The sequence below is a fragment of the Azospira sp. genome (genome assembly GCF_030247495.1).
Taxonomy (GTDB): Bacteria; Pseudomonadota; Gammaproteobacteria; order Burkholderiales; family Rhodocyclaceae; genus Azospira; species Azospira oryzae.
In genome coordinates, this window is sequence record NZ_JAOTRW010000002.1 from 603,164 (window position 1) to 626,553 (window position 23,390).

22 protein-coding genes are annotated in these 23,390 nt (G+C 66.5%); 10 read left to right on the forward strand and 12 right to left on the reverse strand.

Annotation, left to right across the window (positions count from 1 at the left end; translation table 11 throughout):
* Together OEL49_RS02730 and OEL49_RS02735 are read right to left on the reverse strand one after the other, a co-directional pair.
* Complete coding sequence (locus OEL49_RS02730; RefSeq protein ID WP_287873948.1) at positions 1-1,161, reverse strand: efflux RND transporter periplasmic adaptor subunit; 1,161 nt, start codon at positions 1,159-1,161, stop codon at positions 1-3.
* Between the two features lie 16 nt (positions 1,162-1,177).
* On the reverse strand, positions 1,178-2,434 hold the full coding sequence (locus tag OEL49_RS02735) for a TolC family protein (protein WP_014238530.1): 1,257 nt from the start codon (positions 2,432-2,434) through the stop codon (positions 1,178-1,180).
* A 77-nt stretch (positions 2,435-2,511) separates the two neighbouring features.
* Between OEL49_RS02735 and OEL49_RS02740 the strand changes: the two genes are divergently transcribed.
* Together OEL49_RS02740 and OEL49_RS02745 are read left to right on the forward strand one after the other, a co-directional pair.
* The gene (locus OEL49_RS02740) at positions 2,512-3,222 is read left to right on the forward strand and encodes a response regulator (protein WP_014238531.1); all 711 of its coding nucleotides are present in this window, start codon (positions 2,512-2,514) and stop codon (positions 3,220-3,222) included.
* The gene (locus OEL49_RS02745; protein WP_287873949.1) at positions 3,206-4,594 is read left to right on the forward strand and encodes a sensor histidine kinase; all 1,389 of its coding nucleotides are present in this window, start codon (positions 3,206-3,208) and stop codon (positions 4,592-4,594) included. The genes OEL49_RS02740 and OEL49_RS02745 overlap by 17 nt, the downstream gene beginning before the upstream one ends.
* A 1-nt stretch (position 4,595) precedes the next feature.
* Here OEL49_RS02745 and pssA read toward each other — a convergent pair whose 3' ends face one another.
* The 5 genes from pssA to ilvB all read right to left on the reverse strand — a co-directional run bounded on the left by pssA (position 4,596) and on the right by ilvB (position 9,411).
* On the reverse strand, positions 4,596-5,360 hold the full coding sequence (pssA, locus tag OEL49_RS02750) for a CDP-diacylglycerol--serine O-phosphatidyltransferase (protein ID WP_014238533.1): 765 nt from the start codon (positions 5,358-5,360) through the stop codon (positions 4,596-4,598).
* A gap of 12 nt (positions 5,361-5,372) precedes the next feature.
* Positions 5,373-6,017, reverse strand: coding sequence for a phosphatidylserine decarboxylase (locus OEL49_RS02755; RefSeq protein ID WP_014238534.1), 645 nt, complete (start codon positions 6,015-6,017; stop codon positions 5,373-5,375).
* 138 nt (positions 6,018-6,155) lie between these two features.
* On the reverse strand, positions 6,156-7,172 hold the full coding sequence (ilvC, locus tag OEL49_RS02760; RefSeq protein WP_014238535.1) for a ketol-acid reductoisomerase: 1,017 nt from the start codon (positions 7,170-7,172) through the stop codon (positions 6,156-6,158).
* A 29-nt stretch (positions 7,173-7,201) separates the two neighbouring features.
* A complete protein-coding gene (gene ilvN / locus OEL49_RS02765; RefSeq protein WP_014238536.1) occupies positions 7,202-7,693 on the reverse strand; it encodes an acetolactate synthase small subunit in 492 nt (163 codons plus the stop codon).
* 17 nt (positions 7,694-7,710) lie between these two features.
* Positions 7,711-9,411, reverse strand: a complete 1,701-nt coding sequence (gene ilvB, locus OEL49_RS02770; RefSeq protein WP_014238537.1) for a biosynthetic-type acetolactate synthase large subunit — start codon at positions 9,409-9,411, stop codon at positions 7,711-7,713.
* A 216-nt stretch (positions 9,412-9,627) separates the two neighbouring features.
* Between ilvB and OEL49_RS02775 the strand changes: the two genes are divergently transcribed.
* From OEL49_RS02775 to OEL49_RS02790, 4 genes are read left to right on the forward strand one after another with little or no spacing between them, the layout of a single operon-like run.
* Positions 9,628-10,167, forward strand: a complete 540-nt coding sequence (locus OEL49_RS02775) for an RNA polymerase sigma factor (protein ID WP_235832439.1) — start codon at positions 9,628-9,630, stop codon at positions 10,165-10,167.
* The gene (locus tag OEL49_RS02780; protein ID WP_014238539.1) at positions 10,164-10,535 is read left to right on the forward strand and encodes a DUF3619 family protein; all 372 of its coding nucleotides are present in this window, start codon (positions 10,164-10,166) and stop codon (positions 10,533-10,535) included. The genes OEL49_RS02775 and OEL49_RS02780 overlap by 4 nt, the downstream gene beginning before the upstream one ends.
* Positions 10,532-11,257, forward strand: a complete 726-nt coding sequence (locus OEL49_RS02785) for a DUF3106 domain-containing protein (RefSeq protein ID WP_014238540.1) — start codon at positions 10,532-10,534, stop codon at positions 11,255-11,257. Before OEL49_RS02780 ends, OEL49_RS02785 begins: the two co-directional genes overlap by 4 nt.
* A complete protein-coding gene (locus OEL49_RS02790) occupies positions 11,257-11,736 on the forward strand; it encodes an RDD family protein (protein ID WP_014238541.1) in 480 nt (159 codons plus the stop codon). Before OEL49_RS02785 ends, OEL49_RS02790 begins: the two co-directional genes overlap by 1 nt.
* A gap of 97 nt (positions 11,737-11,833) precedes the next feature.
* On the opposite strand, the gene lptG is transcribed toward OEL49_RS02790, so the two are convergent.
* Both lptG and lptF read right to left on the reverse strand, forming a co-directional pair.
* Positions 11,834-12,940, reverse strand: coding sequence for an LPS export ABC transporter permease LptG (gene lptG / locus OEL49_RS02795; RefSeq protein ID WP_014238542.1), 1,107 nt, complete (start codon positions 12,938-12,940; stop codon positions 11,834-11,836).
* Complete coding sequence (gene lptF, locus OEL49_RS02800; protein ID WP_014238543.1) at positions 12,937-14,022, reverse strand: LPS export ABC transporter permease LptF; 1,086 nt, start codon at positions 14,020-14,022, stop codon at positions 12,937-12,939. Before lptF ends, lptG begins: the two co-directional genes overlap by 4 nt.
* A gap of 101 nt (positions 14,023-14,123) precedes the next feature.
* Between lptF and OEL49_RS02805 the strand changes: the two genes are divergently transcribed.
* The 4 genes from OEL49_RS02805 to OEL49_RS02820 all read left to right on the forward strand — a co-directional run bounded on the left by OEL49_RS02805 (position 14,124) and on the right by OEL49_RS02820 (position 19,493).
* Positions 14,124-15,620 (forward strand): leucyl aminopeptidase, encoded by a 1,497-nt coding sequence (locus OEL49_RS02805; RefSeq protein ID WP_014238544.1) that lies wholly within the window; start codon positions 14,124-14,126, stop codon positions 15,618-15,620.
* Positions 15,621-15,635: 15 nt separating this feature from the next.
* On the forward strand, positions 15,636-16,067 hold the full coding sequence (locus tag OEL49_RS02810; RefSeq protein ID WP_287873950.1) for a DNA polymerase III subunit chi: 432 nt from the start codon (positions 15,636-15,638) through the stop codon (positions 16,065-16,067).
* Entirely contained in the window at positions 16,064-16,555 is a 492-nt protein-coding gene (locus OEL49_RS02815; RefSeq protein ID WP_287873951.1) for a hypothetical protein, read from the forward strand. Before OEL49_RS02810 ends, OEL49_RS02815 begins: the two co-directional genes overlap by 4 nt.
* A gap of 100 nt (positions 16,556-16,655) precedes the next feature.
* Positions 16,656-19,493, forward strand: coding sequence for a valine--tRNA ligase (locus OEL49_RS02820; RefSeq protein WP_287873952.1), 2,838 nt, complete (start codon positions 16,656-16,658; stop codon positions 19,491-19,493).
* A 182-nt stretch (positions 19,494-19,675) separates the two neighbouring features.
* Here OEL49_RS02820 and pabB read toward each other — a convergent pair whose 3' ends face one another.
* From pabB to OEL49_RS02835, 3 genes are all read right to left on the reverse strand, one after another.
* Positions 19,676-21,496 carry an aminodeoxychorismate synthase component I gene (pabB, locus tag OEL49_RS02825; RefSeq protein WP_287873953.1) on the reverse strand — a complete coding sequence of 607 codons (1,821 nt, stop codon included), beginning with the start codon at positions 21,494-21,496 and terminating at the stop codon, positions 19,676-19,678.
* A 67-nt stretch (positions 21,497-21,563) separates the two neighbouring features.
* Positions 21,564-21,791: a sulfurtransferase TusA family protein gene (locus OEL49_RS02830; RefSeq protein WP_014235129.1), complete on the reverse strand. Its 228-nt coding sequence runs from the start codon at positions 21,789-21,791 to the stop codon at positions 21,564-21,566.
* Between the two features lie 80 nt (positions 21,792-21,871).
* Positions 21,872-23,359, reverse strand: a complete 1,488-nt coding sequence (locus tag OEL49_RS02835) for a M48 family metalloprotease (protein ID WP_287873954.1) — start codon at positions 23,357-23,359, stop codon at positions 21,872-21,874.
* Positions 23,360-23,390 lie beyond the last annotated feature (31 nt).

Consider the following 23,390-nt stretch of genomic DNA (forward strand, 5'->3'; position numbering starts at 1 on the left):
TCAGTTCCCGGCCAGTTCGGCGTTGAGCAGCAGGGCGCCGGCGGTGACCACCCGCTCCCCGGCCTTCAGCCCGCTTTCGACGAAGCTGCTGTCGTGGCCACGGAAGGCCAGCACCACTTCGCGCCGGGCCACCACCCCCGGCTCGGATTCGACGAAGAGATAGGTGTGCAGGCCTTCGGTCACCAGGGCCGTGTTGGGCACCTTGGGCAGGCGCCGGTCCGGGTTCTCCGGCACGATGCGGGCGAACATCTCCGGCTTCAGGCGGCGCTCCGGGTTGGCCACGGCACAGCGCACCGGCACCCGGCGGGACTGGGGATCGAGCACGTCGCCGATGGCCTCCACCGTGCCGGGGAAGCGCTGTTCCGGATAGGCGTCCACGGCGATGGAGACGGCCTGGCCCACCTTCAGCTTGCCCAGGTCCTTTTCCGTCAGTTCGGCCATGACCCACAGGGAACGGGGATCGCTGACCACAAACAGGGGCGCGGCGCCGTCGGGGCGGACCTCGACGCCGGGGCTGGCCTGGCGCTCGGTGACGATGCCGGCCAGGGGCGTGCGCAGGGCGAAGCCGCTCTCCCCCGCCAGGGGCGAGAGGTTGCGCAGGCGGGCGCGGCTGCGCTCCACTTCGGCTTCGGCCGCCCGGTAATCGTTCTGGCTGGCTTCCAGATCCTTGCGTGCCACCACTTCCAGTTCGTACAGGGCCTTGCTCCGTTCCAGGGCGGAGCGCTTGGTCTCCCGGTCCGACTCGGCCTTGCGCAGGTCCGCGTAGTCCGGCACGTCCAGGGTCAGCAGGGGGGCGCCGGCCTTGACCGTGTCGCCGGCCTGGGCCAGCACCTTCAGCACCCGGCCGCTGGTGGGGGCGAAAATGCGGGCGGTACGGTTCTCGTCGTAACTGACCCGTCCGGCCAGGGGTTCCAGCAGGGGCACCGGCAGCTCGGGCGCGGCTTCGATGCGCAGGTAGGCCAGCTGGGGCGCCCCCGGCGGGAAGCTGATGCTGTGGTTGGTATTGAGGGCCGGCTTGGCCAGGGGCGCCGGTCCGGCCGGCGGCGCGGCCGGACGCAGGAACAGCACGGCCGCCACGGCCAGGGCCCCGGCGATGCCCAGGGGGAGCAGGACTTTTTTCTGCAGCAGGGGGGAGTGCTTCAGGGGCTTCAGGGGCTTCATGGGCGTTCCTTTTGTTCTATTGGCCCAGGACCGCCTGCCAGGCGGCCAGGGCTTTGGCGTATTCGGCCCGGAGAATGGCGGCATCGAGGCGCACGGCGCGCAGGGTGCGGCGGGCGTCGAGCAGGTCGAGCAGGCCCAGGGCGCCGCGGCCGTAGGCATATTCACTGGCGCTGGCGACCCGCTCGGCCTCGGCCAGCAGGCCGTCCTCGAGCCGCTGACGGCGCTCCCGGGCGGCGCCCAGCAGGGATTCGGCCTGGGCCACCTCGCCCAGGGCCTGGGCCCGCACCTGCTCCTCCTGGGTGCGGGCGGCCAGCAGTTCGGCCTCGGCCCGGGCGATCTCGCCCTCGTAGGCATGGCGCAGGAACAGGGGCACGCTCAGGCTGACCCCGTAGGTGTTGTTGGGCGATGCGTCGCCCGGGGGAAAGTGTTCGAACTGCACGCCCACCGTCACATCCCGGCTGCGGGCGGCCCGCGCCAGCTCCCGGGCGGCTTCGGCAGCCTTGACCCGGGCCCGGGCGGCGAGAACGTCGGCCCGGCTCTCTAGCTCGGGACGGCGGGCGGTGACCGCCTCGCCTTCGCTGCGGGGCCAGGGCTCCGTCGCCCGCAGGCTGGCGGCCTCGGATTCCTTGCCGATCAGGTAAGCCAGGTTCTGGCGGGCCCGCTCCAGGTCGGCCTGGGCAGCCCGGGCCTCGTTCTCGGCGCGGCCGGCCTCGATGCGCAGGCGGGAAACGTCGGCGCCGGCCACATCACCGACCTTGAGGCGCATCTCCGCCGCCTTGACGCTGCGCCGGTAGAGTTCGCCGCTTTCTTCGGCCACCTGGCGGCGCTCCTGGGCCAGACGCAGGTCCCAGTAGGCGACCCGCAGCTGGAAGCGGCTCTGCCGCTGCACCTCCGCCAGGCCCTGGCCGGCGGCTTCGAGGGCGGCGCCGGCCACCTGCTGGCGCAGCTCCCGCTTGTCGCCCCGCTCGATCACCTGATCCAGTCGCAGCACCGAATCCACCCGCTTCTGCCCCAGGCTGCCGGCACCAATGCCGCTGCGGGGGTTGATGGAGGAGGTGGACAGGCTGAACTGGGGATTGGGCGCCTGGGCCGCGGTGAGGCTGTCCGCCTGGGCCGCCTGCACGCCCTCCCGGGCCAGCCGCACTTCCCGGTTTTGGGCCAGCCACAGGGCCTCGGCCTGGGCCAGGCCAAGCTCCTGCAGCGGCTCGGCGGCATGTACGCATGCGGAACCGGCCGTGAGCAGCGCCAGACAGATCAGGAGGGAACGTGACATCGAAGCGGCCTGCAGTTTCTCGATACCTAGGAGGCTGGTATCGTATTGCCCCTTACTGACCAACTACTGACGCCCTCATGCGCATTCTCCTGGTGGAAGACGACGAGTTGCTGGCCGACGGGCTGGTGAAGGCTTTGCGGCAATCGGGCTACGTCACGGACTGGACCCGGGACGGCAAGCAGGCCGACAGCTGGCTGACGGACCAGAACTATGACCTGGCCATCCTGGACCTGGGCCTGCCGGGAATGGAAGGCAGCGAGGTGCTGCAACGGCTGCGCGGACGCAAGCTGGCGACGCCGGTGCTGATCCTCTCGGCCCGGGAGGCCCTGGAGGAGCGGGTGCGCCTGCTGGACCTGGGCGCCGACGACTATCTGGTCAAGCCGGTTGCCCTGTCCGAACTGGAAGCCAGGGCCCGGGCCCTGATCCGCCGCGGCCGCACCCAGCCGGACCCGGAGCTGCGCCTGGGCAAGCTGCGCCTGGACACGGTGGGCAAGCGGGCCTGGCTGGGGGAGGAGCCCCTGGACCTGACCGCCCGGGAGTGGGCGGCCCTGGAGTTCCTGGTCAGCCGGGCCAACCGCATCGTCAGCAAGGAACAGATCATGCAGTCCCTCTACAGCTGGGACGAGGACATCACCCCCAACGCCATCGAGAAATTCATCTCCCGCCTGCGGGTCAAGCTGGAGACCGGGGGCATTTCCATCCGCACCGTGCGCGGCCTGGGCTACTACCTGGAAAAGCCGAAGGACGAGGACGGAGCGGACGCGGCCAGCGATGATCCGCCAGCCTAGCCTGCGGCGCCTGCTGCTGATCTGGCTGCTGCCGGCCATGCTGGCCCTGGTGGCGGCCGGCGGCCTGATGGCCTACGGCATCGCCCTGCGTTCCGCCACCTGGGCCTACGACCGGGCCCTGCTCGACACCTCCCTCGCCCTCTCCGGCCAGATCCACATCGTCAGCGGCCACCCGGTGCTCAACCTGCCGTCCCAGGCCCAGGAAATCCTCCTCACCGACCGCTACGACAACGTCTTCTACGAGGTCATCGGCCCCCAGGGCGAATCCGTCGCCGGCCACCGGGGCATTCCGCGCCCGCCCCAGCAGCTGCCCGAGGACGGCCGCATCTACTACGACGGCTGGTTCCACGACCGGGAAGTGCGGGTCGCCGCCCTCTTCGTCCTGCGCGAAGGCATTCCCCTGCTGATCCTGGCGGCCGAGACCCAGACCAAACGGGACAACCTGGTGCGGGAAATCCTCACCTCCATGCTGCTGCCGGAACTGCTCCTGGTGGCGGCCACCCTGGGCCTGGGCTGGCTCGGCATCCGCCACGGCCTGAAGCCGGTGGAGGACCTGCGGGAGCAGCTCTCCCAGCGCTCCCACCACGACCTCAGCGCCGTCTCCTCGGACCGGGTGCCCCGGGAAATCGGCCCCTTGGTGGAAGAACTGAATCATCTGCTGTCCCGCCTCGACGGCTCCCTCTCGGCCCAGCGCAACTTCGTCTCCGATGCGGCCCACCAACTGCGCACGCCCCTGGCCGCCCTGCAGGCCCAGGCGGAACTGGCCCTGCGCCGCCTCAACGGCCCGGCCCCGACCCAGACCGGGGAACTGCGGGCCGAGCTGGAACGCATCCTGGCCGCCACCCGACGCCTCACCCACCTGGCCCACCAGCTGCTGGCCCTGGCCCGGGCCGAGCCGGGCGGCGAGCAGGCGATGAAGCCCCTGGACCTGGTGGAAGTGGTGCACCAGTGCGCCGAGACCTGGCACCCCCGGGCCCTGGAACACAACATCGACCTGGGTTTCGACCTGGCGCCGGCTCCCCTCCTCGGCCACCCGCGGCTACTGGAGGAGCTGCTGAGCAACCTCATCGACAACGCCATCCATTACACGCCCGCCGGCGGCAGCGTCACGGTGCGCACCTTCGCCCGGGACGGGGCGGCCGTGCTGCAGGTGGACGACACCGGCCCGGGCATTGCGCCGGAGCAGCGGGAAAAGGTGTTCGAGCGCTTCCACCGCATCAACGGGGAGCAGAATCCGGAAGGCTGCGGCCTGGGCCTGGCCATCGTCAGGGAGATCGCCAAACAACACGGGGCCGACGTCTGGCTGGACGAGGCCCCGGTGCTGGGAGGTGCGCGGCTGGAAGTGAGCTTCCCGCCGCCACCCGGAAGGTGAATCAGAGGGGAGTGGAAGCGGGCTTGCGCCGCAGCAGGCGCAGGCCGGAGAGGGCGTAGCCGGAGAGGGCATAGACCACGAACAGGCCGAACAGCACGCCCGGGGGATACATGAAGACCAGGGCGAAGGCGAGGACGATGGCACCGACGAAGATGAAGGGCACGCTCTTGCGCAGGTTGATGTCCTTGAAGCTGTAGAAGCGGCAGTTGGTGACCATGGAGACGCCGGCAAAGATGGTCAGGATGCAGGCGATGACCCGCACGTCGCTGCCTACGATGTCGTTGTCCAGCATCAGCCAGACGAAGCCCGCCACCAGGGCGGCCGCAGCCGGGCTGGGCAGGCCCTGGAAGAAGCGCTTGTCGATCACTTCCAGGGTGGTGTTGAAGCGGGCCAGGCGCAGGGCGGCGCCGGCGCAGTAGATGAAGGCGGCGATCCAGCCCAGCTTGCCCATGCCGCGCAGGGCCCACTCGTAGATCACCAGGGAGGGCGCGGCGCCGAAGGAAACCATGTCGGACAGGGAATCGTATTCGGCACCGAAGGCGCTCTGGGTGTGGGTCAGGCGCGCCACCCGGCCGTCCAGCCCGTCCAGCACCATGGCCACGAAAATGGCCACGGCGGACTGTTCATAGAACCCGTTCATGGCCTGGACGATGGCGAAGAAGCCGGCGAACAGGGCTGCGGTGGTGAACAGGTTGGGGAGGACGTAGATGCCCCGGCGTTTCAATTCCGGGTTGAAGAGGACCTTGCGGGGTTTCAGTTCGGACATTTTTTCTGTGAATTACGCCAACTCGGCAAGAACGGTGGAGGAAGCATACACCTTCTCCCCGATGCTGGCCTTGATGCGGGCATCCAGGGGCAGGTACACGTCCACGCGGGAGCCGAAGCGGATGAAGCCGTAACGCTGGCCCCGGGCCAGCTGCACGCCGCCATCCACGTAGTTGAGGATGCGCCGGGCCACCAGGCCGGCCACCTGCACGGAGGTCACGTCCTGGCCGTCGGCGGTCTTGATCCACAGGGCGCAGCGCTCGTTCTCGACAGAGGCCTTGTCCAGGGCGGCATTGACGAAGGCGCCCGGGTTGTACCACTTCTGTTGCACGGTGCCGTCCACCGGGCTGCGGTTGGAGTGCACGTTGAAGACGTTCATGAAGACGCTGACCTTTACCGCCTCACGGTTGAGGTAGGGGTCCAGGGCCTTTTCCACGGCAACGATGCGGCCGTCGGCGGGGGCCACGATGGTCTTGGCGCCGCCGGCGATCTTGCGCGCCGGGTCGCGGAAAAACTGCAGCACGAAGAGGGCGATGATCCACAGGGGCACGGCCACGTAAACCGGGGCAAAGGCGCTGCCGGCAAGGGCCGCCACCACGGCGATGGTCAGGAAGGGCCAGCCTTCGCGGGCGATGATGGGATGGGGATAGTTGTTCAAGGACGCGCTCTCAGGGCTGTTTTGCGGACGCTCCGGCCGGGGCCGCAGCGTGAAGACGGGAGTTGCAACGAAACCGGGGCGGAGCCCCGGAAAGCGCGTGCAGCCTGCGCCTCCGGTTAGCTCCGCCCCGCGCCAGTCTTAGTTCTTGGACTGGTCCACCAGCTTGTTCTTCTTGATCCAGGGCATCATGTCGCGCAGCTTGGAACCGACCTGCTCGATGGGATGATCGGCGGTCAGGCGGCGGCGGGCGGTCATGCTGGGGTAGCCGGTCTTGCCTTCCAGGATGAACATCTTGGCGTATTCGCCGGTCTGGATGCGCTTCAGGGCGTTGCGCATGGCGTAGCGGGATTCTTCGTTGATGACTTCGGGGCCGGTCACGTACTCGCCATACTCCGCGTTGTTGGAGATGGAGTAGTTCATGTTGGCGATGCCGCCTTCGTACATCAGGTCCACGATCAGCTTCAGTTCGTGCAGGCACTCGAAGTAGGCCATTTCGGGAGCGTAGCCGGCTTCCACCAGGGTCTCGAAGCCCATCTTCACCAGTTCCACGGCGCCACCACAGAGCACGGCCTGTTCGCCGAAGAGGTCGGTTTCGGTCTCTTCACGGAAGTTGGTTTCGATGACGCCACCCTTGGTGCCGCCGTTGGCAGCGGCGTAGGACAGGGCGATGTCCTTGGCCTTGCCGGTCTTGTCCTGGTACACGGCGATCAGGGAAGGCACGCCGCCGCCCTTCAGGTACTCGGAGCGCACGGTGTGGCCGGGGCCCTTGGGGGCGACCATGATGACGTCCACGTCTTCGCGGGGCACCACCTGGTTGTAATGCACGTTGAAACCGTGGGCGAAGGCCAGGGCGGCGCCCTTCTTCAGGTTGGGTTCCACGTCGGCGTAGTACACGGCGGGGATGTTCTCGTCGGGCAGCAGGATCATGACCACGTCGGCGCCCTTGACGGCCTTGGCGATCTCTTCCACCTTCAGACCGGCCTTTTCGGCCTTGGCCCAGGAGGCACCGCCCTTGCGCAGGCCGACGGTGACCTTGCAGCCGGAATCCTTCAGGTTCTGGGCGTGGGCGTGGCCCTGGGAGCCGTAGCCGACGATGGTGACTTTCTTGCCCTTGATGAGGGAGAGGTCGGCGTCCTTGTCGTAATAAACTTTCATTTTTTTCCTTTCGGGTTCAAGGGCTTGCTTCAAACTTTGAGAATGCGGTCGCCGCGGCCGATGCCGCAGACGCCGGTACGCACGGTTTCGAGAATCAGACCGGCATCGAGGGCGGCAATGAAGGAGTCCAGCTTGGCGCCGGTGCCGGTCAGCTCGATGACGTAGGTCGAATCGGTGACGTCAATGATACGGCCGCGGAAGATATCGGCCATACGCTTCATCTCTTCGCGGTCCTTGCCGGTGGCGCGGACCTTGATGAGCATGAGTTCCCGCTCGGAATGAGCGGCTTCGGAAAGATCCACCACCTTGACCACGTCCACCAGCTTGTTGAGCTGTTTGGTGATCTGTTCCAGCACATCTTCTGACCCCGTGGTAACGATGGTCATGCGGGACAGGGAGGCATCCTCGGTAGGAGCCACGGTGAGGGATTCGATGTTGTAGCCGCGGGCGGAGAACAGGCCCGCCACCCGGGACAGGGCGCCGGCTTCGTTTTCCAGCAGGATGGAAATGATGTGTCGCATGGTTCTCTACTCCGGGCTCACAGGTCTTCGGACAGGATCATTTCGGACAGGCCCTTGCCGGCCGCCACCATGGGGTAGACGTTGGCTTCGGGGTCGATGATGAAGTCCATGAACACCAGGCGGTCCTTGTATTCGGTGAAGGCCTTCTTCAGGGCCGGCACCACGTCCTCGGGCTTCTCGATGCGCATGCCGACGTGGCCGTAGGATTCGGCCAGCTTGACGAAATCGGGCAGGGAAGTGACGTAGGACTGGGAGTAGCGCTTGGAGTAGAACATCTCCTGCCACTGCCGCACCATGCCCAGCATGCCGTTGTTGAGGTTGATGATCTTCACCGGCAGTTCGAACTGCTTGCAGGTGGACAGCTCCTGGATGCACATCTGGATGGAGCCTTCGCCGGTGATACAGGCCACCTGGGCGCCCGGATTGGCGAAAAGCACGCCCATGGCGTAGGGCAGGCCCACACCCATGGTGCCCAGACCGCCGGAGTTGATCCAGCGGCGGGGCTTGTCGAACTTGTAGTACTGGGCGGCGAACATCTGGTGCTGGCCCACGTCGGAGGTGATGAAGGCTTCGCCCTGGGTCACCTCGTAGAGCTTCTCCACCACGTACTGGGGCTCGATCAGGTCGCCCTGCTTGTAGCCCAGGCTGTTCTTGGCGCGCCAGCCGTCGATCTGCTGCCACCAGTCGGAGACGTCAGGAGCCGCCTTGGCGCCGTCGTCCAGCAGCTTGAGCAGCTCGTCCAGCACATCGGGCACGTTGCCGACGATGGGCACATCCACCTTGACCCGCTTGGAAATGGAGGAAGGATCGATGTCCACATGGATGATCTTGCGCGGCACGCCGCCGAAATGCTCGGGATTGCCGATCACCCGGTCGTCGAAGCGGGCACCGATGGCCAGCACCACGTCGGCGTGCTGCATGGTCATGTTGGCTTCGTAAGTGCCGTGCATGCCCAACATGCCGACGAACTGCTTGTCGGTGGCCGGGTAGCCGCCCAGGCCCATGAGGGTGTTGGTGACCGGGAAGTTGAGACGCTTGGCCAGCTTCACCAGCTTCTCGGAGGCGTCGGAGAGGACCACGCCGCCACCGGTGTAGATGATGGGCTGCTTGGCTTCCAGCAGCATCTGCACGGCCTTCTTGATCTGCCCCAGGTGGCCCTTGACCACCGGGTTGTAGGAGCGCATCTGCACGGAGGCCGGATATTCGAACTCGCACTTGTTGGCGGTGATGTCCTTGGGGATATCCACCACCACCGGGCCGGGACGGCCGGTCTTGGCGATGTGGAAGGCCTTCTTCATGGTGGAGGCCAGATCCTTGACGTCCTTCACCAGGAAGTTGTGCTTGACGCAGGGGCGGGTGATGCCCACGGTGTCGCATTCCTGGAAGGCATCCTGGCCGATGTAGTAGGTCGGCACCTGGCCGCACAGCACCACCATCGGGATGGAGTCCATATAGGCCGTGGCAATGCCGGTGACGGCATTGGTGACGCCGGGACCGGAGGTCACCAGGGCCACGCCGACCCGTTCGGAGGAGCGGGAATAGGCATCGGCAGCATGGACGGCAGCCTGTTCATGGCGTACCAGGATATGCTTGATGTCGTCCTGCTTGAACAGTTCGTCGTAAATATGCAGCACCGAACCGCCAGGATAGCCGAACACATAGTCGACCTTTTCTTCCTGAAGGCACCTGATTACAATCTCCGCACCGGTAAGCGTCATTTTTATGGCCTTACGTAAGTCGCTCGAAAAACCTGCTACGTTAATGGCTCGCCCCGGATTGGTCAAGGTAAAATACCCGCCCAAGGCCAGTAAAAGCCCGCCATTCAGCCGCACCCCGAGGCCCGCATCCAGGCCGGGCGCAGGCCGGAAAAACAAGCCCCGCACAGCGGGCAATTATCTCCCCGACTAGGATTCATTCTGGCTACACCACGCGAACTGTCGGATTTTCTCGCCGGCGTCGAACGCCGGGCCTTCAAACAGGCCCTGTTCGCCGTGCGTGACGAAGAAGCTGCCCTGGACCTGGTCCAGGATGCCATGATGCGCCTGGCCGAGAAATACGGCGACCGGCCGGCAGAAGAATTGCCGATGCTGTTCCAGCGCATCCTGCAAAATGCCATCCGGGACTATTACCGCCGCAGCAAGGTCCGCTCCATGTGGACCACCCTGCTTTCCTCCCTGACCCCGGGGGACGACGAGGACAGCGACCCGCTGGACACCCTGGAGGTGGAAGGCAAGGCCGGTGACAGCCCGGAGGGCTCCCTGGAACAGTCCCAGGTCCTGGCCGTCATTGAAGCAGAGATTTCCCGCCTACCCGGACGTCAACGGGAGGCCTTCCTCATGCGTTATTGGGAAGATATGGACGTCGCAGAGACGGCGGCAGCCATGGGATGCTCCGAAGGGAGCGTCAAGACCCATTGCTCCCGGGCCACCCACACCCTGGCCGCCGCATTGAAAGCAAAAGGAATAACCCTATGAACGAACAGCACTTTGCCTACCAGATACGGCGGCATCTGAACCAGGAGACCATGGCGCTCAGCCCGAGCATCACGGATCGCCTGGCGGCAGCCCGTAGCCAGGCGCTCGCCCACCAGCGGGTGACCGCCCACGCCCCCATCCTGGCCGGCCTGGGTTTCCACCTGCACCTGGACGGCTTCCGCCCCAAGCACATGCTGGCCGCCCTGGCCCTGGTCGTCGGCCTTTCCTCCGGCATGCTGTGGCAGGCCGACGAACAGATGAACGAACTGGAAGACGTGGATAGCGCCCTGCTGGCCGACGATCTGCCCCTGGACGCCTACACGGACCAGGGATTTGCCGCCTGGCTGGACCAGAACCCTGACGAATGACCGGTAAGCCGGCCTCCTTCCCCTTCCTGCTCTTGCTGGCCCTGCTGGCAGGCTTGGTTGCGCCCGCCGGCGCCCAGACCCCCGGCACCACCGCCGTGGTCGCCACCCCGCCCCAGCCGGCTTGGCAGGAGCTGGACCAGACCCAGCAGCAGATCCTTGCCCCCCTGGCGGAGGACTGGAACCGGATGGAGAACTACCGGCGCAAGAAGTGGCTCGGCATTGCCGCCCGCTATCCGCGCATGGCCGAGCAGGAACAGGAGCGGGTCCAGCGGCGCATGCGGGAATGGGCCAACATGACCCCCGAGCAGCGCAAGGAAGTCCGGGAAAAGTACAAAAACATCAAACAGTTGCCGCCAGAACGCAAGAACGCGGTGAAGCAGAAGTGGGAAGAGTACGCCAACCTGTCGGAAGAGCAGCGCCTGCAGCTCAAGGAAGCAGGCGCCGCCCGGCCGCGCCAGGCGGCGCCCCAGGGCATCGGCAAGGCCTTTACCACCCTGCCCCTGCGCAGCCTCGCCCCCCTGTCGCTGCGCCCGGCCCCGGCCACCCCCCATCCCAGACCGACGCCCCCCGCCCTGCCTAACGGCAAGAAGGTGCTGGGCAAGGGCGGCATCCCCCAATTGCCCCGTCCGCCCCAGATCCTGCGCATTCCGGGCGACGGACAGATTCCCTCCCTGCTGCCGCCCATGCCGAAGCGGGCGCCGGCACCCAGCCGCAAGCCCTGATGACTTCCCGCCCCGACTCCACCCTGGCCAGCGGCCAGGGCAAGCCTGCCGCCCCCGACCAGCGCAGCCCGGCCAGCCTGTTCCGCCGCCTGGCCAGCATGCTTTACGACACCCTGCTGGCCCTGGCCGTACTTTTCCTCGCCTGGCTCCTGCCCCACATCCTGCTGGGGCTGGTGGGCAAGGTCATGGCACACCCCGCCCTGCTGTGGGGTCACTTCTTCCTGGTCCTGCTGCTTTACTTTGGCTGGCTCTGGCTCCATGGCGGCCAGACCCTGGCCATGAAGACCTGGCGCATCCGCCTGGTGAACGCCAACGGCGGCGGCATCCAGCCCCTGCAGGCCCTGTTGCGCTACCTGCTGGCCTGGCCCAGCCTGGGCTTTTTCGGCGCCGGCCTGGTGTGGGCCCTGTTCGACCGGGACGGCCAGTTCCTGCATGACCGGCTGGCGGGAACCCGCCTGGTCAATAGCAACCACGCCTGAACCAGGGCAGCAGACAGGCTGCCAGCGGATAAATAGAAACCGGGCCCTGAGCCCGGTTTCTATTTGTCCATACGCAGGAACCTCCTGCCGCCTGGGCCTAACGCCGTTCGACCCACCACATCATGCCCATCGCCGCCAGGAGGAACATGGCGGACGGTGCCACCGCGCTGGAGAAGGGTGGCCAGCTGTTGATGATGCCCAGGTTGGAGAAAAGGCCGTTGAGCATGTGGAAGAACACCCCCAGCATGACGCCGGAGAAAATTTTCAGGCTGACGCCGCCCACCCGGTTGTGGCTGTAGCCGAAAGGCAGGGCCAGGGCCACCATCACCAGGGCCGCCAGGGGATAGACCACCTTCTTCCACAGGGCGATTTCGTAACGCTGGGTCTTTTGCCGGTTGTCGGAGAGGTGCTTGATGTAGGACATCAGGTTCCACACCGACATGCGCTCCGGGACCACCAGCAGCACCGAGAGAATGTCCGGATTCAGGGCTGACTGCCACATCACCTCGTCCTGGTGGGCCACCCGACCCCGCACCGGCTGCCCCTTGGCGTCGTGCTCCAGGATGGTCTGCTCCACACTGTTGAGGCGCCATTCGCTGGTGGGCAGATATTCGCCTTCCTTGGCCTCGCTGACCATCTGCAGCCGCTGCTGGTCGTCGAACTCGTAGATGCGGATTCCCAGCAGCTTGGCTTCCGGCGTCACCGTGCGCACGTTGATGAAGCGGTTTTCGTCCTTGACCCACAGACCGGTGCGGAAATCGGCGGAAAGGGCCGTGCCCTGGGCCTGCAGGCGGATGCGCTGGCCCAGCTTCTCCGACGGCGGCGCCAGGAACTCACCAATGATGAAGGTGAGGAAGGCAAACAGGGCCGCCACCCGGAACAGGGTCATCAACAGTTCCCGGGTCGACAGGCCGGAAGCCCGCAAGACCGTGATTTCCGAATGCCGGGCCAGGGTGGACAGGGCGAAGAGGGAGCCGATCAGCACGGCGATGGGCATCAGTTCATAAATGCGGCCGGGCAGGGTCAGGGTCACAAAAATGATGGCGTGCTGGATGCGGTAGGCCCCCTTGCCGATATCCCCCAGCTCGTTGATCAGGTCGAAAAAGCCGAAGAGGGCGAGAAATGCCGCCAGCACCAGCAAAGTGGCAAAAAACACCTCACGGAAGAGGTAGCGCTGATAGGTCTTGCCGAGAGGAAGCTTCATTTACGCAGCCGCAGGAAAGAGAACACCGCGATGCGGCGGAAGAACAGCAGGGGCAACAGGGCCGCCATCAGCACGTGCACCAGCCACCAGCCGGTGGAGAAGGAAAGGCGCCCCTGGGCCACCCAGGCCTGGCTGACGGAAAGCAGGTTGCTGTAGATGGTGAAGGTAAGCAGGGCCAGGATCATGTTGGCGGAACGGCCGGCCCGGGGATTGACGAAGCTCATGGGAATGGCCAGCAGGGCCAGCACCAGGGCGGACAAGGGCACCCCCACCCGCCACAGGAATTCGGCCATGTAGCCGGGACTGCCGTTTTTCAGCAATTCCCTGGTGGAGGTGTTTTTCGGCGTCTTTTCGATGCCCTGGCTTTCCTTGGTGTCGACCCGCAGGGCATAGCGCACGAACTCCAGTACCCGGAACTCGGGAATGCCGGGCGTCACTTCATAACGACGGCCATGCTCCATGACCATGAAACGGTCGCCGTTTTCCATCTGTTCGGAACGGCCGGTGGCGGCCATCATGACCCCCAGTTTCTGGTGCTGCATGGAACTGACGAAAATGTTGCGCACCTGGGTCGAATCGTCCGCCACCGCCTCGACGAACACCACGCGCTGGGAGGAACTGGCTTCCTTGAAGGCCCCCGGGGAAACCTGGGCCGTATCGTCCCGGTTCTGGCCGGTCAGCTTCTGCCGGTACTCGGCGCTCATTTTCAGGGCCCAGGGCGAAATCAGCAGGGACAGCAGGGCGATGCTCACCACCACCGGCAGGGTGAAGGTCAGCACCGGCCGCACCCAGGCAGTGAGGGACTGGCCCGAAGCGAACCACACCACCATTTCCGAATCCCGGTAGCTGCGGGATAGGGTCAGCAGGATGGCCATGAACAGGGTCAGGGACAGCAGCACCGGCAGGGAATTGAGGGCGGCGAAGCCGAGCAGGGCCACCACGGCCTCGGATGCGACCTGGCCGGCAGCGGCCTGGCCCAGCAGGCGGATCAGCTGGGTGGTCAGGAGAATGGCAAAGAGGGCGATAAACACGCCCAGGGCCGCCTGGGTAAATTCACGCCGCACGGCGCGCTGGAAAATCATGCTTTGACTTTGCCGAAAGGAAACGGTGATAATCGACGCTGAATTTGCGGTTTAGCTACTTTTTTGCCGATTTATCACAAAGTTACGGATAGGAGCGGACGGTGGAATTTAGCATAAAAAGCGGTAGTCCGGAAAAGCAGCGCAGCGCCTGTGTAGTGGTCGGAGTTCACGAACCACGCAAGCTGACCCTGCCGGCGGAACTGCTGGACAACGCTGCCCGCAGCTATATTTCCGACATCATTCGCCGCGGCGACATGGAAGGCAAGCTGGGCTCCACCCTGCTCCTGCACAACGTGCCCGGCACCCTGTGCGACCGGGTCCTGCTGGTGGGCCTGGGCAAAGAGAAGGAATTCCGGGAAAAGGAATACTGCCAGGCCGTGCGCACGGCGGTGAAAACCCTCAATGAAACCGGCTCCTTCGACGGCGTCGTCTTCCTCACCGAAATTCCGGTCAAAAAGCGCACCGTCAGCTGGCGTGTGCGCCAGGCCGCCATCGTCGCCCAGGAAACGGTTTACCGCTTCGACCAGCTGAAGAGCAAGAAGGACGAAGTCCGCCGCCCCCTGCGCAAGCTCACCTTCGCCGTCGAACGGCGCAACGAACTGACGCCGGCCGAAGAAGCCCTCAACCAGGGCCTGGCCATCGCCGAGGGCATGGCCCTGGCGAAGAACCTGGGCAACCTGCCGGGCAACCTGTGCACCCCCACCTACCTGGCCGAGCAGGCGACCGCCATGGCCCAGGAACACGGCCTGGAATGCCAGATCCTGGAAAAGGGCGAGATGGAAGCCCTGGGCATGTTCAGCCTGCTCTCCGTCGCCCGCGGCTCCCACCAGCCGCCCAAGTTCATCGTCCTGCAGTACAAGGGCGGCAAGAAGGAAGAGAAGCCCCTGGTGCTGGTGGGCAAGGGCATCACCTTCGACACCGGCGGCATTTCCCTGAAGCCGGCCGCCGAAATGGACGAGATGAAGTACGACATGTGCGGCGCCGCCAGCGTCCTCGGCACCATCAAGGCCGCCGCCCTGATGAAGCTGCCGGTGAACCTGACGGTGATCGTGCCGGCTACGGAGAACATGCCCGGCGGCAGCGCCACCAAGCCCGGCGACGTGGTCACTTCCCTCTCCGGCCAGACCATCGAAGTCCTCAACACCGACGCCGAAGGCCGCCTGGTGCTGTGCGACGCCCTCACCTACGCCGAACGCTTCGAGCCGGAAACGGTGATCGACGTGGCCACCCTCACCGGCGCCTGCGTCGTCGCCCTGGGCGCCGTGGCCACCGGCCTCTTCAGCAACAACGACAGTCTGGCCCGGGAACTGGCCCACTGCGGCGACGAGGCCTTCGACCGGGCCTGGCACATGCCCCTGTGGGAGGACTACCAGGAGCTGCTGAAGAGCAACTTCGCCGACATGGCCAACATCGGCGGCCGTTACGCCGGGGCCATCACGGCCGCCTGCTTCCTCGCCCGTTTCACCAAGAAATTCGAGTGGGCCCACCTGGACATCGCCGGCACCGCCTGGAAGTCCGGCGCCGACAAGGGCGCCACCGGCCGCCCCGTGCCCCTTCTCACCCATTACCTGCTGAAGCGGGCCGGCAAGCTGGATTAAGACAGGCCCACGACCATGACCCGGGTGGACTTCTACTACGACGTGCCGAACAAGCTGGCCATCGCCGTCAAGCTCGCCCACAAAGCCTTTTCCCTGCGCCTGCCCCTGGCCATCTACACCTCCCAGCCCCCCGTGGCGGAGCAGCTCGACCGCCTGCTGTGGACCCAGCCGGCCCTGGGCTTCCTCCCCCACTGCCGGGCCGACGCGCCCCTGGCGACGGAAACGCCGGTGCTCATCGCCGAGACGCCGGCCGCCCTGGAACGCCTGCCCCAGGACGAGCTGCTGATCAACCTGGACGACGAGGTACCGCCCGGCTTTGCCCGCTTCAAGCGCCTCATCGAAATCGTCGGCCGCGAAGAGGAAGACAAGACGCCCGGCCGGGCCCGCTTCAAGTTCTACAAGGATCGGGGCTACGAGATCAACCGCCACGACCTTTCCGCCAAATGAGCGACTTCATGAACGGCAACGACGGCACCCCGACCCCGCCGACGGGCAACTCCAGCGTCATCCCCTTCCCCCCGCGCCGCCGCAGCTTCGTCGCCGCCCCACCTCCACCGCCGCCCCCGGCACCGGCCGCCCCCCTGGATCTGGACCTCTCCGACCTGGTGCCGGAAGGCGATGACGACATTCCGGTGCTCACCGAAGTGGTGGATCTGGCCTCGGTCAGCGCCGACGCCCCCGACGAGAAGGACGCCGGCCCCGACCTGGAGGCCCTGCGGGAAACCCTGGCCGACGCCCTGGCGGCCGAACTGGCCCATTCCATAGAGCAACGCCTGGCCTCCGAGCTACCCAGCCTGGTGGAAGCCACCCTGGCCGGCCTGCAGGACGACCTCAAGGCCGGCATCATCGCCGCCACCGAAGCCGCCCTGAAGGACTTCATCGCCCGTCGGCAACAGCTGCAGCTGCCCTTCGACCCGCCCGCCCCGGGCAACTGAACGGGCCGACCGGCCCAAATCTCCGGACAAGCAGACCGGGAGCGCCCGCCGCTTCCGGTATAATTGCGCCCTTTCCTTTCGCCCCAATCCCCTGATTCCTATGGAACTCGCCAAAAGTTTTGAGCCGGCAGCCGTCGAACGCCACTGGTACCCGCTCTGGGAAGAACGCGGCTACTTCGCCGCCGGCCTGGACACCAGCAAGCCCGCCGACCAGTCCTTCTGCATCCTGCTGCCGCCGCCCAACGTCACCGGCACCCTACACATGGGCCACGGCTTCAACCAGACCATCATGGACGCCCTCACCCGCTACTACCGGATGAAGGGCCACAACACTCTGTGGCAGCCGGGCACCGACCACGCCGGCATCGCCACCCAGATCGTGGTGGAGCGCCAGCTGGACGCCCAGGGCATCTCCCGCCACGACCTGGGCCGGGAGAAGTTCCTGGAGAAGGTGTGGGAGTGGAAGGAATACTCCGGCGGCACCATCACCCGCCAGATGCGCCGCATGGGCACCAGCCCAGACTGGAAGCGGGAACGCTTCACCATGGACGCCGGCCTCAACAAGATCGTCACCGAATCCTTCGTCCGCCTCTACAAGGAAGGCCTCATCTACCGCGGCAAGCGCCTGGTGAACTGGGACCCGAAGCTGCACACTGCCGTCTCCGACCTGGAAGTGGTGCAGGAGGAGGAAGACGGTTTCATGTGGCACATCCGCTACCCCCTGGCGGACGGCAGCGCCACCCTGACCGTGGCCACCACTCGGCCCGAGACCATGCTGGGCGACACCGCCGTCATGGTCCACCCGGAGGATGAGCGCTACAAGCACCTCATCGGCAAGATGGTGAAGCTGCCCCTGACCGGCCGGGAAATCCCGGTCATCGCCGACGCCTATGTGGACATGGAATTCGGCACCGGCGTGGTGAAAGTCACCCCGGCCCACGACTTCAACGACTACGCTGTGGGCCAGCGCCACAACCTGCCGATCATCAGCATCCTGACCCTGGATGCCAAGATCAACGAGCACGCCCCCGAGAAGTACCGGGGCCTGGACCGGTTCGATGCGCGCAAGGCCGTGGTGGCCGACCTGGAAGCCCTAGGCATCCTGGAAAAGACCGACAAGCACAAGCTCAAGGTGCCCCGCGGCGACCGTACCGGCGTGGTCATCGAGCCCATGCTCACCGACCAGTGGTTCGTCGCCATGAGCAAGCCCGGCGAGGACGGCAAGTCCATCACCGAGAAGGCCCTGGACGTGGTGCAATCCGGCGAGATCAAGTTCTACCCGGAAAACTGGGTGAACACCTACAACCAGTGGCTCAACAACATCCAGGACTGGTGCATCTCCCGCCAGCTGTGGTGGGGCCACCAGATTCCCGCCTGGTACGGCGTCAATGGCGAAGTCTTCGTCGCCCACAACGAGGAAGAAGCCCGGGCCCAGGCCGATGCCGCCGGTTACGCCGGCCAGCTGACCCGGGATGCGGACGTGCTCGACACCTGGTACTCCTCCGCCCTGTGGCCCTTCTCCACCCTGGACTGGACGCCCGAGTACCCGGCCAAGTCCAACCCGGCCCTGGATCTGTACCTGCCCTCCTCCGTGCTGGTCACGGGCTTTGACATCATCTTCTTCTGGGTGGCGCGCATGGTCATGATGACCAAGCACATCACCGGCAAGATTCCCTTCAAGCACGTCTATGTACACGGCCTGATCCGGGACGGTGAAGGCCAGAAGATGTCCAAGTCCAAGGGCAACGTGCTGGACCCCATCGACCTCATCGACGGCATCGACATCGATGCCCTGGTGCAGAAGCGCACCACCGGCCTGATGAATCCCAAGCAGGCCGAGAGCATCGCCAAGAAGACCAAGAAGGAGTTCCCCGAAGGCATTCCCGCCTTCGGCACCGACGCCCTGCGCTTCACCTTCGCCAGCCTGGCTTCCCCCGGCCGCGACATCAAGTTCGACCTGAACCGCTGCGACGGCTACCGCAACTTCTGCAACAAGCTGTGGAACGCCACCCGCTTCGTGCTGATGAACGTGGAAGGCCACGACCTGGCCCTGGAGCACCAGCAGGCCGCCGGCGGCGCCTGCAGCGCCGATGCGCCGCTGAAGTTCAGCTTCGCCGATCGCTGGATCGTCAGCCACCTGCAGAAGATGGAGCAGGAAATGGCCAAGCACTTCGAGGAATACCGCTTCGACCTGCTGGCCCAGACCCTCTACCGCTTCATCTGGGACGAGTTCTGCGACTGGTATCTGGAAATCGCCAAGGTGCAGATGAACGGCGGCACCCCGGAAGAAGCCAAGGCCACCCGCCGCACCCTGGTGCGGGTGCTTGAGACCATCCTGCGCCTGGCCCACCCGCTGATCCCCTTCATCACCGAGGAACTGTGGCAGGCCGTGGCCCCCATCGCCGGCCGCAAGGACGCCGAGTCCATCATGCTCACCCGCTACCCGGAAGCCAACCCGGCCAAGCTGGACGAGGCCTCGGAAGCCCAGGTGGCCCTGCTCAAGGAACTGGTGGGCGCCTGCCGCAACCTGCGCGGCGAGATGAACATGTCCCCCGCCACCAAGGTGCCCCTGCTGGCCGTCGGCGACCAGGAAGCCCTGGCCCGCTTCGCCCCCTACCTGGCGGCCCTGGCCAAGCTCTCCGAAGTGCAGATCGTGGACGACATTGCCAGCGATGAGCCGGCACCCGTGGCCGTGGTCGGCAACTTCCGCCTGATGCTCAAGGTGGAGATCGACGTGGCCGCCGAGAAGGAGCGCCTGAGCAAGGAAATCGCCCGCCTCGAAGGGGAGATAGCCAAGGCCAAGGCCAAGCTCTCCAACGAGAGCTTCGTCGCCCGGGCCCCGGAAGCCGTGGTGGCCCAGGAGAAGGAACGCCTGGCCAACTTCAGCGCCACCGTGGACAAGCTCAAGCCCCAGCTGGAAAAGCTGAACAAGGCCTGAGCCAGCCCGCCCCCCCAGAAAAACGCCCCGGTTGAGCCGGGGCGTTTTTGTTTTCGGGCTTGGGGAAGCTGAAGCCCTAGAGACATTGCAGGCACTCGGCCTGCGAGGCAATAGGCACGCCATTTCTGGCAGGACATCGCTGGCGAATGCCGTCCCTGCTTGCCCCCAGGGCAGGTGGCCTTTCAGCCCTGGGACGACAGCGTCACCGGCACCAGCCCCCGCAGGGCGTTGCCCATGTACAGCGCTTCGGCCCGGGCCAGGTCGGCCAGGGTCAGCACCCGTTCCCGGGCCTCGCCGGATTCCAGCAGGCGCCGGCGCAGGATGCCCGGCAGCAGGCCGCAGGCCAGGGGCGGGGTGTAGAGCACGCCGTCGAGGCGGGCGAAGACGTTGCTGCGGGCACCCTCGCAGACTTCGTCCCGCTCGTTGAGGAAAAGGGCATCGAAGCCGCCGGGCAAGGCCATGACCCGCTGCAATTCCCCATCGTAGAGGGCCCGGGCGGTGGTCTTGTGGCGCAGCAGGTAGCGGCGGGAATCGAGGCGATGGGGCGAGAGATGAACCTGCCACGGCCCCGGAGCGGACTCCAGGGGCACGGCCTGCCGCTGCAGGACGCCGGCCTTGTTGAGGCTCAAGCGCACGCGGAAGCGTCCCCGGGGATGAGCCGCGGCCAGGGCCGCCAGGGCCTGGGCCACGCTGGCGTCGTCGTGGGCGAAGCCCAGGGCCTGGGCCGAGGCGGCCAGGCGCTGGCGATGCAGTTCGCCGTCGGGGAAGGTGCCGTCATCCAGGCGCAGGGTCTCGATCAGCTCCAGGCCCGGGTCCAGGTCGGTGAGGAAGCGGGCCTTGAGCAGGCATTCCCGGTACTCGGCGGCGGGCTCGGAGTCGGTAACGATGCCGCTGCCCACACCCATGACGCCACGCCCGTCGGCTCCCAGTTCCAGACTGCGGATGGCCACGTTGAGGCAGAAATCCCCGTCCGGCGCCAGCAGCCCCAGGCTGCCGGTGTACAGGCCCCGGGGCCCGACTTCCAGTTCCTCGATGATTTCCATGGCCCGCAGCTTGGGCGCGCCGGTGATGGAACCGCAGGGAAAGAGGGCCGCCAGGGTCTCGCCCGGGCCGACGCCCGGGGCCCGGGCGCTGACCGTGGAGGTCATCTGGAAGACGCTGGGGTAGGTCTCGATGGCGAACAGCTCTTCCACCCGCACCGAGCCGGTCTGGGCCAGGCGCCCCAGGTCGTTGCGCAGCAGGTCCACGATCATCAGGTTTTCCGCCCGATCCTTGGCCGAGGCCGCCAGGGCGGCCCGGTTGGCGGCATCGCCGGCCTCGTCCGCCCCCCGCGGCGCGGTGCCCTTCATGGGGCGGGTGCGCAGGGTGTCGCCGCGGCACGCGACGAACAGTTCGGGGGACAGGGAGAGGATCCGTCGCTCCGCCGTCAGCACCAGGCCGCCCAGGGGAGTCGGCTGGCGTTGCCGCAAGCGGGCGTAGAGGGCCAGGGGATGGCCGTAGGCCTGGAAATGCAGGGGAAAGGTGAAATTGACCTGGTAGCAGTCGCCGGCGGCGATGTAGTCCCGGATGCGCTGCACCGCCGCGGCATGGGCGGCTTGGTCCAGCCCCGGCGCCAGCTCGGCGATACCGCAGGCGGTCTGGTCTGCCGGCAGGGCCGCCACCTGGTCCGCCAGCCAGTTCCGGGCGGCATCGGTATCAAGCCGTTGCGCCGCGGCGAAAAGCCACAGGTGGCCCCGGGGCGCCGGACTGTCGGGCAGGAGATGCGGGCATCCCGCCTTGCCCGGCTGCAGCAGGCGCCCCAGTTCGTAATCCAGGGCCAGCACGGCCCACCAGCCCCGGGCGGCGCCATCCTTGGCGGCGGCCAGCCCACGCTCCAGGTCCTGTAAGGTGTGCAGGGCATGGGTCTGCCGCAGGTCCGTGCACAGCCGGGCGCCACCCTCCTCTTCGAGGAAGGCAAAGGCGGCGGCCTCGACGGGGCCCGGGGACGGCGGGGTCAGGGACAACGGGGAAGGGGAAAAGAAAGCGGCAGGAACGGCACGGCAAGGAGGCCGCCGCACCTGACGGCAGGGCCTACTTGCGCTTGAAGAGGAAAGTGAACACCCGCTCCTCTTCGCCGGAGGCCAGCAGTTCGTTGCCGGTCTGCTTGGCGAAGGCCTGGAAGTCCTTCACCGCCCCCGGGTCCGTCGCCAGGACGCGCAGCAGCTGGCCGCTCTGCATTTCCGCCAGGGCTTTCTTGGTACGCAGGATGGGCAGGGGGCAGTTGAGGCCCTTGACGTCGAGTTCGCGATCGGGGGTCATGGCAGGCGGGATTCAGGAGAAAGGCAGGCCGCCATGGTAGCGGCCCCCCGGGGCCTTGCCAAGCCGCCGGGAAGGCCGGCCTAGCGCTTCTGCCGGGCTTCCTCTTCCTGACGGGTGCGTAGCTCCCGCAGGCGGGCATCCACCACGGACTGCTCGTAGAAATTGCCGTCGCCGGAGCGCTGGGCCATCTGCAGCTGGTCGATGGCCGGCAGCAGCTGCCCCTGCAGGGCATAGGCCTCGGCCAGGGCCTGGTGCTGCTGCAGCCGCCGGCCCAGGGCCGAGGCGGTCTTGGCCTTCAGGCTCCACAGCTTGTAGTCGCCGGTGTACAGCTGCAACTGGCCGTCCAGATAGGCCAGGGCCTCGGCCGGACGCTTGTCCGCCAGCAGGGCCTCGCTGTAGCCGTACATGAGGGACTTGGCGAAGGGGGCATTGCGCAGGGCGCTCTTGTAGATGGCGATGGCGCCGGCCACGTCACCCTGGGCGCTGCGGCTCTCCGCCGCCAGATTTTCCAGCATCGGCGAAGTGACCTTGAGCCGGCGCAGATTCTGGATTTCCTGTTCCACCGCGGCGTAGTTCCTGGCCCGCAGCTGGGCATGGGCCAGGCCGAAGCGGATGCCGGCCTCGTTGGCGAACTTGCGTTCCTTGAGCAGGTGCTCCAGGTCCGCCACCGCCTCCCGGGGCGTGCCCAGCTGGGCCCGCAGCTTGCCGCGCACCAGGTGGAAATCCAGGCTGTCCGGCACCTGCTTGTAGGGCGTCTTCTGGGCCCGGTTCTGCATGTCGGCGATCCGCTCCACCGTCAGGGGGTGGGTGCGCATGTAGGACGGGGCATTGTTCTCGTAGAGGCGGGAAGCCTGCTGCAGGCGCTGGAAGAAATCTCCCATGCCGCGCACGTCGAAGCCGGCCTTCTCCAGGGTCTGGAAGCCGATGCGGTCCGCCTCCCGCTCGAAGTCCCGGGAGAAACCGAGCTGGGACTGCACCATGGCCGCCTGGGAGCCGACGATGGCGGCGGAGGCCGCATCCGGGTTCTTGCTGGCGGCCAGCAGGGCCAGGGCCATGGCGGCCATGGCGACGATGGAGTTCTGCTTTTCCTTGGCGATGCCTCGGGCCAGGTGATGCTGGGTGACGTGGGAGATTTCGTGGGCCAGCACCCCCGCCAGTTCCGATTCGCTCTGGGCCGAGGTGATCAGGCCCGTATTCACCCCCACGTAGCCGCCGAAGGTGGCGAAGGCGTTGATGGTGGGGTCCTTCATGACGAAGAAGGTGAAGCCGAAGCCCGGATCGGGACTGGCCGCCGCCAGACGCTGGCCCAGCTGGTCCACGTAGGCGGCGATTTCCGGATCGTCCAGGTATTGGGGATCGCGCAGGCGTATTTCGTTGAGGATGCTTTCCCCGACCTTCTTCTCCAGCTGGGGCGGAATGTCGCTCTGGGAGGAGTCCCCCAGGTCCGGCAGACCGTCCGCCAGGACCGGCGGCATGGCACCGAGGAGAGCGGCCACCAGCATGGTGGCGAGGGCGCCGCGCCGGACACGCCGGGGGCGGGAAGGCTGGGTTCGCGGGGCAAAATTCATGGTGCTATGATACCGCGCTTCCCTTGCCCGT

Excerpts from the sequence above, each read along its gene's own strand:
- OEL49_RS02815 (WP_287873951.1), top strand. The coding sequence starts at position 16,064 with ATGAGCGACTTCATGAACGGCAACGACGGCACCCCGACCCCGCCGACG.
- OEL49_RS02790 (WP_014238541.1), top strand. The coding sequence starts at position 11,257 with ATGACTTCCCGCCCCGACTCCACCCTGGCCAGCGGCCAGGGCAAGCCT.
- OEL49_RS02820 (WP_287873952.1), top strand. The coding sequence starts at position 16,656 with ATGGAACTCGCCAAAAGTTTTGAGCCGGCAGCCGTCGAACGCCACTGG.
- OEL49_RS02740 (WP_014238531.1), top strand. The coding sequence starts at position 2,512 with ATGCGCATTCTCCTGGTGGAAGACGACGAGTTGCTGGCCGACGGGCTG.
- OEL49_RS02810 (WP_287873950.1), top strand. The coding sequence starts at position 15,636 with ATGACCCGGGTGGACTTCTACTACGACGTGCCGAACAAGCTGGCCATC.
- ilvB (WP_014238537.1), bottom strand. The coding sequence starts at position 9,411 with ATGACGCTTACCGGTGCGGAGATTGTAATCAGGTGCCTTCAGGAAGAA.
- lptG (WP_014238542.1), bottom strand. The coding sequence starts at position 12,940 with ATGAAGCTTCCTCTCGGCAAGACCTATCAGCGCTACCTCTTCCGTGAG.
- ilvN (WP_014238536.1), bottom strand. The coding sequence starts at position 7,693 with ATGCGACACATCATTTCCATCCTGCTGGAAAACGAAGCCGGCGCCCTG.
- OEL49_RS02830 (WP_014235129.1), bottom strand. The coding sequence starts at position 21,791 with ATGACCCCCGATCGCGAACTCGACGTCAAGGGCCTCAACTGCCCCCTG.
- OEL49_RS02735 (WP_014238530.1), bottom strand. The coding sequence starts at position 2,434 with ATGTCACGTTCCCTCCTGATCTGTCTGGCGCTGCTCACGGCCGGTTCC.
- lptF (WP_014238543.1), bottom strand. The coding sequence starts at position 14,022 with ATGATTTTCCAGCGCGCCGTGCGGCGTGAATTTACCCAGGCGGCCCTG.
- pssA (WP_014238533.1), bottom strand. The coding sequence starts at position 5,360 with ATGTCCGAACTGAAACCCCGCAAGGTCCTCTTCAACCCGGAATTGAAA.
- OEL49_RS02835 (WP_287873954.1), bottom strand. The coding sequence starts at position 23,359 with ATGAATTTTGCCCCGCGAACCCAGCCTTCCCGCCCCCGGCGTGTCCGG.
- OEL49_RS02785 (WP_014238540.1), top strand. The coding sequence starts at position 10,532 with ATGACCGGTAAGCCGGCCTCCTTCCCCTTCCTGCTCTTGCTGGCCCTG.
- ilvC (WP_014238535.1), bottom strand. The coding sequence starts at position 7,172 with ATGAAAGTTTATTACGACAAGGACGCCGACCTCTCCCTCATCAAGGGC.
- OEL49_RS02730 (WP_287873948.1), bottom strand. The coding sequence starts at position 1,161 with ATGAAGCCCCTGAAGCCCCTGAAGCACTCCCCCCTGCTGCAGAAAAAA.
- OEL49_RS02745 (WP_287873949.1), top strand. The coding sequence starts at position 3,206 with ATGATCCGCCAGCCTAGCCTGCGGCGCCTGCTGCTGATCTGGCTGCTG.
- OEL49_RS02780 (WP_014238539.1), top strand. The coding sequence starts at position 10,164 with ATGAACGAACAGCACTTTGCCTACCAGATACGGCGGCATCTGAACCAG.